Origin of the sequence: Sporomusa rhizae (assembly GCF_041428845.1) — a bacterium.
GTDB lineage: Bacteria > Bacillota > Negativicutes > Sporomusales > Sporomusaceae > Sporomusa > Sporomusa rhizae.
Genome location: NZ_CP156925.1, coordinates 1,972,853 through 1,987,133 on the forward strand (window position 1 = coordinate 1,972,853; position 14,281 = coordinate 1,987,133).

The 14,281-nt window shown below is 47.7% G+C and carries 10 protein-coding genes; all 10 read left to right on the top strand.

The features are described 5' to 3' along the window. Nucleotides 1-4: 4 nt before the first annotated feature. Nucleotides 5-1,648: a PucR family transcriptional regulator gene (locus tag SRRS_RS08870; RefSeq protein WP_371368074.1), complete on the top strand. Its 1,644-nt coding sequence runs from the start codon at nt 5-7 to the stop codon at nt 1,646-1,648. 104 nt (nt 1,649-1,752) lie between these two features. Then, nucleotides 1,753-3,072: a radical SAM protein gene (locus tag SRRS_RS08875; RefSeq protein WP_371368076.1), complete on the top strand. Its 1,320-nt coding sequence runs from the start codon at nt 1,753-1,755 to the stop codon at nt 3,070-3,072. A gap of 13 nt (nt 3,073-3,085) precedes the next feature. Further along, the gene (locus tag SRRS_RS08880; protein WP_371368078.1) at nt 3,086-3,808 is read left to right on the top strand and encodes a molecular chaperone; all 723 of its coding nucleotides are present in this window, start codon (nt 3,086-3,088) and stop codon (nt 3,806-3,808) included. Between the two features lie 19 nt (nt 3,809-3,827). Next, nucleotides 3,828-6,434, top strand: coding sequence for a molybdopterin-dependent oxidoreductase (locus SRRS_RS08885; RefSeq protein WP_371368080.1), 2,607 nt, complete (start codon nt 3,828-3,830; stop codon nt 6,432-6,434). 12 nt (nt 6,435-6,446) lie between these two features. Next, nucleotides 6,447-6,989 (top strand): DMSO/selenate family reductase complex B subunit, encoded by a 543-nt coding sequence (locus SRRS_RS08890; protein ID WP_371368082.1) that lies wholly within the window; start codon nt 6,447-6,449, stop codon nt 6,987-6,989. Nucleotides 6,990-7,084: 95 nt separating this feature from the next. Continuing rightward, complete coding sequence (locus SRRS_RS08895; RefSeq protein ID WP_371368083.1) at nt 7,085-9,649, top strand: molybdopterin-dependent oxidoreductase; 2,565 nt, start codon at nt 7,085-7,087, stop codon at nt 9,647-9,649. Between the two features lie 18 nt (nt 9,650-9,667). Further along, complete coding sequence (locus SRRS_RS08900; RefSeq protein ID WP_371368085.1) at nt 9,668-10,210, top strand: 4Fe-4S dicluster domain-containing protein; 543 nt, start codon at nt 9,668-9,670, stop codon at nt 10,208-10,210. Between the two features lie 18 nt (nt 10,211-10,228). Next, nucleotides 10,229-11,095: a dimethyl sulfoxide reductase anchor subunit family protein gene (locus tag SRRS_RS08905; protein ID WP_371368087.1), complete on the top strand. Its 867-nt coding sequence runs from the start codon at nt 10,229-10,231 to the stop codon at nt 11,093-11,095. A 79-nt stretch (nt 11,096-11,174) separates the two neighbouring features. Beyond that, the gene (locus SRRS_RS08910; protein ID WP_371368089.1) at nt 11,175-13,223 is read left to right on the top strand and encodes a molybdopterin-dependent oxidoreductase; all 2,049 of its coding nucleotides are present in this window, start codon (nt 11,175-11,177) and stop codon (nt 13,221-13,223) included. Nucleotides 13,224-13,249: 26 nt separating this feature from the next. Then, on the top strand, nt 13,250-14,239 hold the full coding sequence (locus tag SRRS_RS08915; protein ID WP_371368091.1) for a 4Fe-4S dicluster domain-containing protein: 990 nt from the start codon (nt 13,250-13,252) through the stop codon (nt 14,237-14,239). The last annotated feature ends 42 nt before the right edge of the window (nt 14,240-14,281 follow it).

Genomic DNA, 14,281 nt, shown 5'->3' on the forward strand with positions numbered 1-14,281 from the left:
AAATATGCAGCAATTTTGTACGGTACAGGAATTAGTAACCATGAATCCGTTTGCTCAGGCCAAGGTAGTTGCCGGTTGGGCAGGCCGGAATAACAAGGTTCATAAAATTGTTACGGCTTGCCCAAGCGTAGCCGCACATGCGCTGGATGGGGTGCTTGTTTTGGTTAACATGGGAGACGGTCAAGGCGATCTGACGAGGGCCTTGGCAGCCTATCTTAATTCAGCTGCTGCCGGAATTATAGTCAATGGATATGGAACTGCGCTTTCACAGGGGCTTATAGCTGCAGCCGAGAAAAGCCGTATGCCGTTGTTGGTTTTCCCCAAAGTCATCGCGGAGCAGGAATTAGATGGTTCCCTGACGTTAGTGCTGGAATTGATAAAAAACAGAAAAATAATGAGTTTTGCCGAGGGGTATCGTCTGCGCCAATTGACAAATCTAAGCCAGGAACTACCGATTTTGCTTAATCAACTTGCCGAGTATCTCCAAAACCCGGCGGTCTTGGTTGACCCTGTATTTCAGCTGCTGGCCGAAGGGATGACCGGACATTTTTTGCCTGCAGAGGAAATGGGGAGGCTGGTGAAAACAGTTCGGCCACCCATACTGGAACGCAAACAAAGTGTTCCAATAGCTGCTGAGCCATATCAACAACTGATAACAGGCTTCCATGATCAAGCTATGAATTGCTTTGTTACACCGTTGGTCTTGGCTGGTCAGCTGTTTGGTTATTTGTTAGTTTTTGAAGCCGCAGGCCCATTAAATGCCTTGGATGCAGGCCGGATCGGCGAGGTGGGGCTTGCTTGCCTGCAGCTTCTTGTTAACCGCAAAAGCACGGAGGAAATTGAGAAAAAGTATAAACAACAATTCCTTTATGATCTTTTGTATAATAATTTCGAATCAACAGATGAGCTTATTAAGCGCGGGCGCTATTGGAACTGGGAGCTTAATAAACCGCAACATCTTTTTGTTGTCGAACCTGATGACTTTAAACAATTACGAAATAAAGATCAAGTCCTGGCAGGGTTGCAACTTTTCATTGAAGCATTTTTAAAACCTCATTTTTTGCAAACCATTATAACTGAAATGCAGGATCAGATTATTGTAATTATCCCAGCTACCGAAGAAAAAGGCAGAAGTGCCAAGCAATACATAAAAAATCTTGCGAATTTACTGCAAGCTAACCTACAGGAAGCTGCTTTTGAAGCTACGGTTTCCTTCGGGATAGGCAAGCTTCATTCATCTGCCGCCGAGCTTTGCCAAAGTTTCCAAGAGGCTAAACATGCCTTGGATTTAGGCCGGTTTATTCGCGAAAAAGGACATGTTACTTATTTCGAAGATTTGGGTGTTATTCGGCTCTTATCCCACGTTAGCTTAGATCAACTGGACGAGTACTACCAAGAGCAATTGGCCGTGATCATTGAGTATGACGAAAAAAACAACATGAATTTTCTTGAGATACTGCAAATGTATTTTCAGCAAAACGGGGATCTGAATATTACCGCTGAAAAACTATTTATGCATCCCAACACCTTGCGGTATCGTCTAAAAAAGATTGAGGAATTACTAGATGTTGATTTGCAGAAATTAGAGATTCGAATTAATCTTTCTGTTGCCTGCAAAATAGCGAAAATGCGTGAAACCAACCTGTGAGGTTGGTTTTGTATTTTTCTACAATAATCGAAGAATTGTCTGGAGGATATTACAAAAATGGTGCTTTTAAAATTATATATAATTAGCTTAAGAGGGGTAATTTGATGTTATTAGAGCTAAATGAAAAAAATCTAAAAGAGATTAGAAATCCAGAGTTTAAAGAATATGCGCAGATTTATACCAGGATATACGGACGTTTTTTGGAACAGGTGAAATCTCATGGTTTGGAGTTTGCTGCTTGTCGCCCGGACAATGGACAAGCGGGTAAGCTGAGCCTGCAGGGCAAGAACATGTACTTTCGCAACAATGACCACAGTATCCATAACAATTGGCTGTCACCTGCCTGTAAAGCGTGTAACACAGGGGAGAACAGTGCCACCTTCTATTTGTCATTAGCCTGCCATCGCCAGTGTTACTACTGCTTTAATCCCAACCAAGAGGATTATGAAGAGCATACGCTGCAGCGGCGGGACAGTATCAGAGAATTGAAGCAAATCAAGCAGACCGGCGGCAAGTTGTCTTATATAGCCTTAACCGGCGGTGAGCCACTCTTACACAAACAGGAGACGATTCGGTTTTTCCAAGAGGCCAAGCGGCTGTTTCCTCAAGCGCACACCCGGCTGTACACCTCAGGCGACTTGCTGGATAAAGATGTACTGGCTGAGCTTGCGCGCGTCCGGTTGGATGAAATCCGGTTCAGTATTAAATTGGAAGACTCCCCGGCGGTGCGGGCGGCGGTCATGGAACGCATTGGCTGGGCGAAAGACAGTATCCCCAGCGTAGTGATCGAAATGCCGGTCATTCCCGGTACATTGCCGGAGATGAAGGCATTACTGCAGGAATTAGACGCGATAGGTATCGCCGGAATTAATTTGCTGGAATTTTGTTTTCCTTATCACAATCAGCAAGAATTTCAGCGGCGCATGTTTAAATTGAAAAATCCCCCTTACAAAGTATTGTATGATTACTGGTATGCAGGGGGACTGCCTGTTGACCAAAGTGAAGAGGAGTGCCTGGCTTTGCTAACGTTTGCGGCAGAGCAAAACCTGACGCTGGGAGTGCATTATTGCTCGCTGGCGAACAAATTCTCCGGGCAAATCTTTCAGCAGAATCAGTTGGCCGAGAAGTCAGGCTTAATCTATCTTTCGCCCAAAGACTATTTTATTAAGACGGCCAAGGTTTTTGGCAAGGATGTTCAGGCTGCCATGAAGGTGTTTCGCAAGCAGCACATGACCGACTATGAGCTGAATGAGGATTACCAGTACCTGGAGTTCCCTGTCAGTAAGATTTTTCTGCTAAAAGATATGACCGTGGAAGTTGGCATATCGACAAGTATTATGGAAAAACGTTGCGGCGAAATCTATCGCCGCGAATTAAAGATTGAACGCGTTTTCTCCCAAGACTTCCAGATAGATATGGTATAAAAGGAGGCATTGTATGGTAGCGCATCCACAGACTAGGGCTGGTAACGATACCGGAGAGCCAGTGTCAATGCTGCCTCTCTTAGAGGCGAGAGTGTTCGCTTATGATTTGCTGCGCCGCATCTTTCTCCAAGAACCGGCGCAAGATTTTCTAGTCAAGCTTAGCCAGAACGAACTGGTCTTGGCGTTTCCGTTTCAAGAGGAGAATGAAGATATTGTGCAAGGGGTACAAAAGCTAGCCGCCTATCTTAAAGCGTGTAGTGCCGAGGGGCTGGCGCAAGCCGAATATGAAAAGCTGCACTGGGAATATACCCGGCTATTTATCGGTCCGTATGAGGTAGCGGCTCCGCCATGGGAGTCGGTCTATCTCAATAAGGATAAGCTGCTGTTCCAACAAGAGACGCGGCTTGTGCGCCTAGCCTACTTGAAGTATGCGTTCTTGCCGCTTCTTTATCAGCAAGAGGCAGATGACCATATCGGCTTAGAATGTGATTTCATGTATCAGCTTGCCAATTTAGCCTATGAAAAAGCTGAGGCTAATGACAGTGCGGCATTGCAGGAAGTTATCCAAGACCAAGCCGATTTCCTCACAGAGCATCTTCTGCTATGGGTTCCGGCTTTTGCTGAAAAAGTCACAGCTCATGCGGATACTGTCTTCTATCAAGGCGCGGTACAGGTACTCAGCGGCTTTTTAGTGGCTGATGCCCTGATTTTACAGGAGCTATCAGCAAGTAACTAATAGCAGGGGGAGGATATTGATGATAAAATTCATCGAAAAAATCCAAAATCATCTGATTAGCCGTCGCTCGTTCCTTGGCATGTCAGCAGGGGCGATTGCCGCTGTCGGTTTGACAGGCTGCGGTCTTACTAAAGTTACCACCAAGCAAGCCGAAGAGATGAGCAAAGCCGAAGGCGAGTGGATTGCGGCTGCTTGCTGGCATAACTGCGGAGGGCGTTGTCTGAATAAGGCTTATGTTGTTGATGGGATTGTCGTCAAACAAAAAACAGATGATACTCACCTTGATTCAGCTGATTATCCTCAACAAAGAGGTTGTCAACGCGGGCGTTCTCAAAGACACCATGTATTCGGTGCTGATCGGATTAAATATCCAATGAAGCGCAAGCACTGGGAACCCGGCGGCGGCAACAAAGAATTGCGGGGAAAAGACGAATGGGTGCGCATTTCCTGGGATGAGGCGCTGGATCTTGTGGCCGGAGAATTGAAGCGAATTAAAGAGGGATATGGCAATAAATCCATTCTTGGTTCAAGCAGACTTCTTAATTTTTATGGCGGCGGTCTTGTAAGATGGGGTTCATCTTCATCAGGTGCCTGGGGCATTCCCCAGGAATGTATGACCGGTTTCTTTTCGTGGAAAGCGAACGACAGACTGGATTGGCGAAATGCCAAACTCATTGTTTTATGGGGTGCCAATCCTGCTCGTTCAAACTTAGGGAATCCGACATACAACCTAATGCAGGCGAAAAAAGCAGGAACCAAGTTTATCATCGTCGATCCTTTTGTGACACCATCGGTAAAGACGCTGGCAGACAAACATATTCCTTGCCGGCCAGGAACGGATACGGCACTGCTGTTAGGCATGGCTTACCACATGATTGCTAACAATCTGCAGGATCAGGACTTTCTTGACCGGTGTACTGTAGGATTTGATAAAGCCCATATGCCGGCGGGGGCGGATACTAAAGAAAACTTTAAGGACTATGTTCTTGGCACTTATGACGGGATTGCTAAAACACCAGAATGGGCTTCGGAGATTTGCGGAACGCCGCCACAACTGATTAAGGAGTTTGCCGCAGAAATAGCCACAACCAAGCCGATGATTTTTTGTTCTTCTTTTGCACCGGCACGTACTTACAAAGGGCAACAATTTTGCCAGGCTTTTCTTACCGTCGGCTGGATGACTGGCAATGTAGGAAAATCAGGTGCCGGAGTTTGGACAATGAACTATGCGGCAAATCAAAGTTATGGTGGAAAAACCCTTGTGAAAGGCGGCAGTACAGGCCTGCCCACCGCTAAGAATCCTTTATTTCCGGATGTCACATACGGCCCTTATGATGGATACAGATGGGCAAACCCCAAAAACCCGGCAGCCAATGGGATGGCCTATTGTGAAACATATGACGCCATCTTAAATGGACACTACACCGGAACCAACGGGCGGGGTAAAGTCCCCTGTGATATTCGTTTGATTTGGTTGGTCAGGGACGGATATGGCTATAACTACCTAAATCAATCCTCTGACACCAATAAGGGAATTAAAGCATTCCGTAAAGTAGACTTTGTCGTAACCAATGATATTGTTCTTTCCAGTATTTCAAAATACGCGGATATTGTTTTACCAGCCACAACCGAGTGGGAAAAAGACGGGAAAATTCTACAAGGCAATCCGGAAGCAATCTTTATTACTCCCCAAGTAGTAAAGCCCCTTTTTGAAGCAAAAACGGAAGAGTGGATGGACAGGGAACTTGGCAAACGCCTCGGGCTGAATCCAGATGAGATTTATCCGATTAATGGCAAGCAACAATTTTTCAACAGCATTGCCGGAGCGCAAGTAATCAAAGATGACGGAGAAAATTATGAAACGCTGGTCACGATTACGGAAAAAGATATTCGGGAGTGGGGTGTTAAAGGTAAAACGCAAAACGGCAGGATAGGCTTAAATGAGCTGGTTAAACAAGGGGTTTATCAGGTACCCAGATCTCCCGGAGATAAATTAGGCTTAATCCAAGGTGCAGATTTTGCAAAAGATCCGGCAGCAAACCCTCTAAAAACACAAAGCGGTAAACTGGAGATTCACTGTCAAGCCCTCTCAGATAAAATTGCTGCTTACGGCTTGACGACGATTCCGCCAATTGCAAAGTATGAACCGCCCCTGGACGGTTATGAAGCTACGTTCAAAGAATGGTCAAGCAAAGAGAAGGGGCAATATCCCTTTCAACTTGTTACCATTCACCACGGAAGACGCTCCCACTCTACGTATGACAATATTCCCCAGCTACGAGAAGCCTATCCTCAGGATTTCGTGATGAACAAAAGAGACGGGCAAGCTCTTGGACTTAAAAACGGGGATACGGTTTTAATTGAAAGCGCCTATGGCAAATGCGTCCGGCCTCTTACGCTCACAGAAGCGATGATGCCAGGGGTAGTAGCACTTGGCGAAGGAGCTTGGGTAGAGTTTGACGAAGCTACAGGGATCGATAAAGCTGGTGCAACCAATACTCTTTGCGGAGCACGGTTGAGCGGTCAGGGGGAGGAGCCCTGGAATACCACGATTGTTCGTGTGGAGAAATATCGCGGTGAACCGTTAGAACCAGACACTGAATGGAGGCAAAGAATCATACTTTAGGGGTGACAATTTGTGGGACAAAAAGGGTTTTATTATGATGCAACATTTTGTACAGGCTGTAAAGCTTGTCAAATTGCCTGTAAAGATAAAAATGACTTGTATGTAGGGGAATTTTTTCGCCAGGTATTCGATTTTGAAGGCGGAATATATCCCGATGTATGGGGCTACTCTCTTTCAGTAGGGTGCAATCACTGTGATAAGCCGAAATGTGCGGAGAATTGTCCAACCGGTGCTATCTACAAACGGCAAAGCGATGGGCTGGTGGTTCAGGATCGGAAAAAATGCATCGGGTGTAAAATGTGTATCTGGTCGTGTCCTTATGGACGTCCGCAATACCTTGCGAAGCAGGGTAAAAGCGGAAAATGCGACGGATGCGCCGACTTGGTAGATCAGGGTCTGAATCCTGTCTGTGTTGATACCTGTCCGCTGCGGGCTATTGAGTTTGGGGATATTGAAGAGCTGCGTAAAAAATATGGCACTAATGCTGATATGAAAGGTCTGCCAACTTCGGCAACAACAAAACCCAATATGGTAATTAAGGCAAAGAAGCTTTAACTTTTCTTCCCTGGCAGCTTCATCTGTTAAACGCAGCCTGTTTTGTTCTTTTGCAGGAGTTGTCAGCAAGTAAATAATAAAAGGGGAGGATATTGATGATAAAATTCATTGAAAAAATCCAAAATCATGTGATAAGCCGCCGGTCGTTTCTTGGAATGTCAGCCGGGGCCATTGCTGCTGTCAGTTTGACAGGCTGCGGTCTTACCAAAGTCGCCACCAAACAAGCCGAAGAAATAGCCAAAGCCGAAGGTCAGTGGCTTACCGCAGCCTGCTGGCATAATTGCGGCGGGCGTTGCTTGAACAAAGCCTATGTGGTTGATGGGGTAGTTGTCCGCCAAAAAACCGACGATACTCACCCGGACACACCGGATTATATCCAGCAGCGCGGTTGCGCTCGCGGCCGTTCTCAGCGTCACCAGGTATTCGGTGTTGACCGCATCAAGTATCCTATGAAACGCAAGCATTGGGAGCCGGGCGGCGGCAAGAAGGAGCTGCGCGGTAAGGATGAATGGGTGCGCATCTCCTGGGATGAAGCTCTGGATACCGTTGCCGGTGAGATTAAACGCATCCGTGAGAAATATGGCAGCAACTCTATTTTAGTTACCGGCGGCAGTGAAATGCCGCGCACACTGGGACTCTATGGCGGCCATTCTACCCATTGGGGAACCACCTCCTGGGGAACCTGGCGTTGGGGTCCAAACAAGTTTGGCATGGAAGACGGATATACTGAACACAGCATTAATGACCGCCTTGATTTAAGAAATTCCGAACTGGTTGTTATCTGGGGCGGCAATCCGGCATGGAGTGCAGGCGGCAGTCCGATGTACCATTATCTCCAGGCCAAAAAAGCAGGCGCAAAATTTATTATCATCGACCCTATCTACACTGACACGTCTGAGACGCTGGAGGCCCAGTGGGTTCCCATTTATCCGGGTACAGACCATGCCATGGCATTGGGTATGGCCTATACGCTGGTGACTGAGGATAACCCGGCCTTAAATCCGCTGATTGACTGGGATTTCCTCAACCGCTGCACGGTTGGTTTTGATGCCGCGCATGTGCCGCCAGGTGCTGATCCTAAGGAAAATCTCAAGGACTATATTCTGGGTACCTTTGACGGTGTGCCTAAGACCCCGGAATGGGCGGCAGAAATCTGCGGCGTAGACCCTGAGGCTATCCGGGATATCGCGCGTAAGATTGGTAAAACCAAGCGGGTGGCATTATTCACCGCCTGGGCGGCGGCACGGACGAACAACTCTGATTCCTGGCCGCAAATGTTCATGAGCTTGGGTGCCATGACCGGGCATATGGGTCAGCCTGGCCGGATGACTGGCGTAAGCTGTCACTTCGCCACAGGTAATGGCGGCCCCTATCTCGTAAAACCGGGAGGCAATGGTCTGCCTGTCATCAAGAATCCGGTTACTGACAGAATCAATGATAATGAAATGTGGGAAACCATTCTTACTGGCAAATACACCGCAGGCTACAATAAGAAGAAGGATATTAATATCCAGCTCATCTATCATGGCTATAACGCTGTCCTGCAGACCCGTTCGGCTATGAACAAAGGAATTGAGGCGCACCGCAAGGTGGAGTTTGTTGTCTCCCATTCCCACTTCCTGACAACCAACTCGAAGTACGCTGACATTATTCTGCCAGCCACAACCGAATGGGAACGCGAAGGCGGCTTCAGCAACGGCAACCGCGAAATGTTAATTCACTATACCCGCATTACCCAGCCGCTCTTTGAAGCTAAGCATGACCAATGGATGGCCATTGAGATCGGCAAACGGTTGGGCTTAAAAGCAGAGGACATTTACCCGCTCTCGGAAAAACAGCAGATTTTTAACCAGTTAGCCGGGGCAACAGTCATTAAAGAAGACGGTTCAGGCATGGAGAAGCTGGTGACAATTACCGCCGGAGATATTGCCGCCATGGGCGTAGCAGGCAAACCGCAGCAAGGACGGATTACCCTGCAGGAGTTCAGAGAAAAGGGAATCTATCAAGTTGAACGCAAGCCTGGCGACAAGTATGGGCATATCGCCTACGAAAAATTCCGCCAGAACCCGGAAGCCAATAAACTGAAAACCGAATCAGGCAAACTGGAGATTCACAGCAAAGGCTTAGCCGACCTTATTAAAAACTACGGCTTTACCGAAATCAGACCTATTCCGACCTATAACCGTGCCATTGAAGGCTATGAGGATACATTCAAAGATTGGGACAACAAAATCAAAGGCGAGTATCCGCTGCAGATCATTAACCCGCACTACTTCCGCCGCTCCCACAGTATTTTTGACAATATCCCTCAACTGCGGGAAGTCTATCCCAACCCGGTATTTTTAAGTGCCAAGGATGCCAAAAAACGGGGCATTAAGAACGGTGATACCGTGCTGGTGAAGAGCCGCCACGGCAAAGTGCTGCGCACAGCCAGTGTCACAGAACGCCTGATGCCAGGGGTTGTCGGCCTGCCGCATGGTGCCTGGGCAGAAATTGATGAAAAAACCGGTATTGATAAAGCCGGTGCTGACAATATTCTCACAGGGCCGATTGCCACAGGGCAAGGTACTGCCGGTTGGAACACTTGTATTGGCGAGGTAGAGAAATACAACGGTGAGGCACTGATACCTGATGTCAAGTGGCCGCAGCGGATTATATAATTAGGAAGGAGCAGAGCTATGTCGCAACTGGGCTTTCATTTTAATATGGCAACCTGCATTGGCTGCAGGGCTTGTCAAATCGCCTGCAAGGATAGAAACAACTCAAAAGTCGGTGTGCTGTACCGTAAGGTGTATGATATGGAAAGCGGCACATACCCCAACCCGCGCATTGATCATTTCTCATTAGGCTGCAATCATTGCGCGCAGCCCAAATGTGTGGCAAACTGTCCTGCTAATGCGCTCTACAAACGAGCCGAAGATGGGATAGTCATGCATGACAAGGCCAAATGCATTGGCTGCAAGATGTGTCTGTGGTCTTGCCCGTACGGTGTTCCGCAATACAAAGAGGATGAGGGCAAAGCAGGCAAATGTGACCTGTGTGCCGACCTTATGGCCAAAGGTGAAGAACCGGCCTGTGTGAGTGCTTGTGTTATGCGGGCACTCAATGCCGGAGAGATAGAAGCACTGCGCAAGCAGTACGGCAATACGGCTGATGTCAAAGGGTTGCCAAGTTCGAGTACAACCCATCCGTCACTATGTATTACCACCAAGAAAAGGTAAAAATGAGGAGGGTATAGTATGCATACCGAAGATTTACCATTATTAGTATTTACGCTCCTGTCCCAGTGGGCAGTGGGAACATTCCTTGTCGCGGTAGTCATCAGACTGTGTACCGATAAGGAAACCGCCCTAAAGGTAACCCGGCTGGGCATTATGGCAGCAGGGCCGGTAGCCGCGCTGTCCTCCCTTATCGCTGCCCTGCATTTAGGCAGTCCGATGGCTGCTCCCAACGCCATGAACAACCTAGCCACCTCATGGCTGAGCCGTGAAGGTCTGTTCACCAGCATGTTCATTGCCGTATGGTTTGTTGTATTCATGCTGCACCGGCAAGGCAAGATAAACCTGTTGCTGGACTTGGCAGCAGCCGTACTGGGTTTGGCAGCCATCTACAGTACCTCAGGCATCTACGCAACCTCTGTCAAACCGGCCTGGGCAAGCATCAATACCTATATCACTTTCTTTGGCACAACCGTGTTGCTCGGCATTACCGGGGTTGCTGCTGCTAACGTGCTGGGTGCCAAAGAAGTGGCAGACCAAGCAGTGATTAAAATATTCCGGGCAGCAGGTATTGCCGCACTGGTTTGCCTGATACTACAGATGGCCTATCTGCCTGTATACTTTGCCGTCTTGGCTGCCGGTGATGCGGCGGCACAGGCCACAGTAACGCTCTTAGGCGGCAGCTTTGCCCTGGCTGTTGCCCTGAAATGGATATTGGCGTTGGGTGGCAGTGCTGTATTCCTATACTCTCTTTATAATCCGGAGAAGATTACTGCCGGAATGCCCAAGGGGGCAGTTTTACTGGCAGCCGTACTGGTGCTGGCTGGTGAGATTATTGGCCGGTATGTATTTTACGCTACTGCAATCACCACTGCGGTCGGTTTGTAAAAAAACACTACCGCAGCCTTTAATTCCCCTCCCCAGGAGGGGAATTAGGATATTTACTTATAAGAAAAAGGTGTAAGAATTGGCGTACACACAGGACGGTTATCAAATTACCCGGCATGTCTGCCCCCGCAATTGTTATGATGTCTGCGGCATGTTAGCTTATGTGCGGAACGGTGTTTTGGAAAAGGTGACAGGCGATCCGGCGCACGGTTATACGAACGGAAAATTGTGCGCCAAAGGCCAGACCTACGTCCGGCGGGTGTACAGCCCGGAGCGGCTGCGCTATCCGATGCGCCAAATCGGGCGTGGATCAGGGCGTTGGGAAAGGTTGACCTGGGAGCAGGCCATGGCCATTATTTGTGAAAAAATCCTGAATATAAAAGATAGATATCATTCTACCTTACCGCTTTGTCTTAACAAATATTCCGGCAATATGGGAATTCTGCACAATGCTGTAGAAGGAATGTTCAATAGTCTAGGCCCGACTACCCAGGCCAAAGGATCATCATGCTGGTCAGCAGGCATAGATGCGCAGCTTTACGATTTAGGCAGGAATGTTAGTTCAGACCCTAAGGAAATGGAAAAGGCCAGGCTGATAATTCTTTGGGGTGTAAATCCGGCTTGGACAGCCATTCACTCATTGCCTTATATTTACCAGGCGCAAGCTAATGGGGCAAAGGTTGTTGTCATTGATCCTATTTACACTCAGACGGCGCGCAAGGCAGATTACTTTGTGCAGATTAGTCCGGGGGAAGATGGAGCTTTAGCGCTGGCGTTGGCAAAAGAACTATACGAAAGCGGTAAGATTGACCAGAATTTTATTGACCATTATACACTGGGCTGGCCAGAGTTTCGGGAATACCTCTCAGCTTTAGATATTGATTACCTTGCAGGTCAATGTGGTCAGCACAAGGAAGGCATAAAAGAGCTGGCAGGCATGATAGCCAGCTTTAGTCCTGTCTTTATCTGGGTTGGATTTGGTCTGCAACGCCATGTCAACGGCGGCCAAAGCTTGCGGGTAATTGACGCGTTGGCTGCCATGACTGGCAACATTGGCATTGTTGGTGGCGGAGTTCAATATGCGCACAGAATGACACAGTGTTTTAATTATCATTTTCTCAATAGCCCTGCCGGCACCAGGCACATCAATATGAATGAGTTCGCCCGGGAACTAGGAAGTATCAATGATCCGCCGGTTAAGCTGCTCTGGGTGGCTTGCCGTAACTTGGTGACGCAAGATGTGGCAAGCAGTATGTTGACCAAAGAGCTGGATAAGCTGGAATTGATTGTTACAGTGGAACAATTTCTTACGCCTACTACCTACCATTCTGATATTGTTTTGCCGACAACCACCCACTTTGAAGAGCTGGATGTGGTTTCCAGCTATTGGCATCATTGGATTGGTTTAAATGAGCAAGCCATCCCTCCATTTTTCGATTCCAAGAGCGACCTTGAAATTGCCCGGCTTTTGGCCGGAACGTTAAATCAGTACCGGGAAGGCAGCAGCTCTTTTCCTGTTAACAAATTACCGGCTGATTTCTTGGATAGCGAATTTAATGAGAAAGTGTATACCCTTCTTGGGATTAGTCACTGGTCGGAATTGGCCACCGGGCCAAGACGGGCAGATATTGCTCGAACGGCTTGGCAGGATAAATGTTTTGCAACCGACTCAGGCAAATTTGAATTTTTTTCGACTAAGGCGCGGGATAACGGCTTGACGGCATTGCCTGAATATACACAAGGAGCTGTACCCAATGATAAGTATCCGTATTGGTTCATAACATCACACGCGCAGCAGGGGCTTAACTCTCAATTTCAGAATATCGCAGTCTTGCCTAACGACTCGGAACAAACGGTATTCATCAATTCCGAGACGGCGGCGCGGAAAGGTTTAATGAACGGAGAACAGATAAGAGTATACAACAGCATGGGGGCAATAACTCTCAAAGCCTGTATTTCCCAAGATATACCGCCAGATGTACTAGTTTGCCACCAAGGCTGGCGACCGGGAGAAGATATTAGCCTTAACGCCTTAAACGTCGGTTTGCCGACAGATATGGGGGATATAGGTACAGGCTATAAGGGCCTCGCTTTCTATGATGTTTTTGTGGATTTCGAGCCGGTATAGTTTTTAGAAGAGAGGCACTATTCAAGATGAAGGTTGTAATTGATACTCAAAGGTGTGTAAATAAACGTTTTGCCAGGGTAAAGTGTACTGCTTGTATAGATGTTTGTCCGGCTAGATGCATTAGTGAGACATTGGAAATAGGAAAACATTGTACCAATTGCGGTCTCTGTCTTGCCTTTTGTTCGGTTGAGGCGATTGGCGGAGTTAGTTATCCCTTAGAAGCTGTACAGCAACTACTCACTGAGCAAGAAGCCATAAGAATAATCTGTCAAAGATGTCAGCCTGATAGTTTGTGGCCTTGCTTGGGCTTTTTAGATCCGACCTTGCTCTTGGCACTTGTGTTTTCGGGTAAGGATACCAGGCGGGAAGTGATAATCTACCAGGAGGACTGTAGGCGATGCTGCCATGATGTTGCCGAGCATCTTGTAAGGACGGTAGCGGAGTCTAACCGGCTTCTGGGTTCTGGTAAGCAAATGATTGTGAACTCAAAGCAGAAGTTTGGCAGCTCGTTGGCACCACAGACGGTTTCCCGCCGGGAGTTTTTCACTAGACTCTGGGAAGCTTCTGTATTGACAGTTCGGGAGATTGCCTTTCCGGCTTCCGAAGAAGTGCGGGCAATTCCGCGCCGGGATTTATTTATCAAGTATGGTATTGCCCATTTGCGTCAAAACGAACTATACAATCAGACAACATTCAAAAAGCTTGCTATCGAGAAAACATGCAATGCCTGCGGGATGTGTGCAAAAGTGTGTAGTTCGGGTGCGATTGTTACTACTTCTAAAGAAGACATATTCAAAATTAGGCATAACCCGGTCATATGCAAAAATTGCGGTGTTTGTGCTGCGCTTTGTCCTCAGGGCGCAATCTCGCTATTGCCGGCAAGCTCGTTATCCGAGGCTGCCGTGGGGCTGTTTAAAATGCCGATCTGCCAAGATTGCGGAAAGGCATATCAACCGGTAGGCAATACGAGTGTCTGCAACGACTGTATGCACAAGTCCAGAATTTTTTCTTCCTAACTCAACTTTCGCAGATAGAAATCAGTAAATAGCGTAATATAG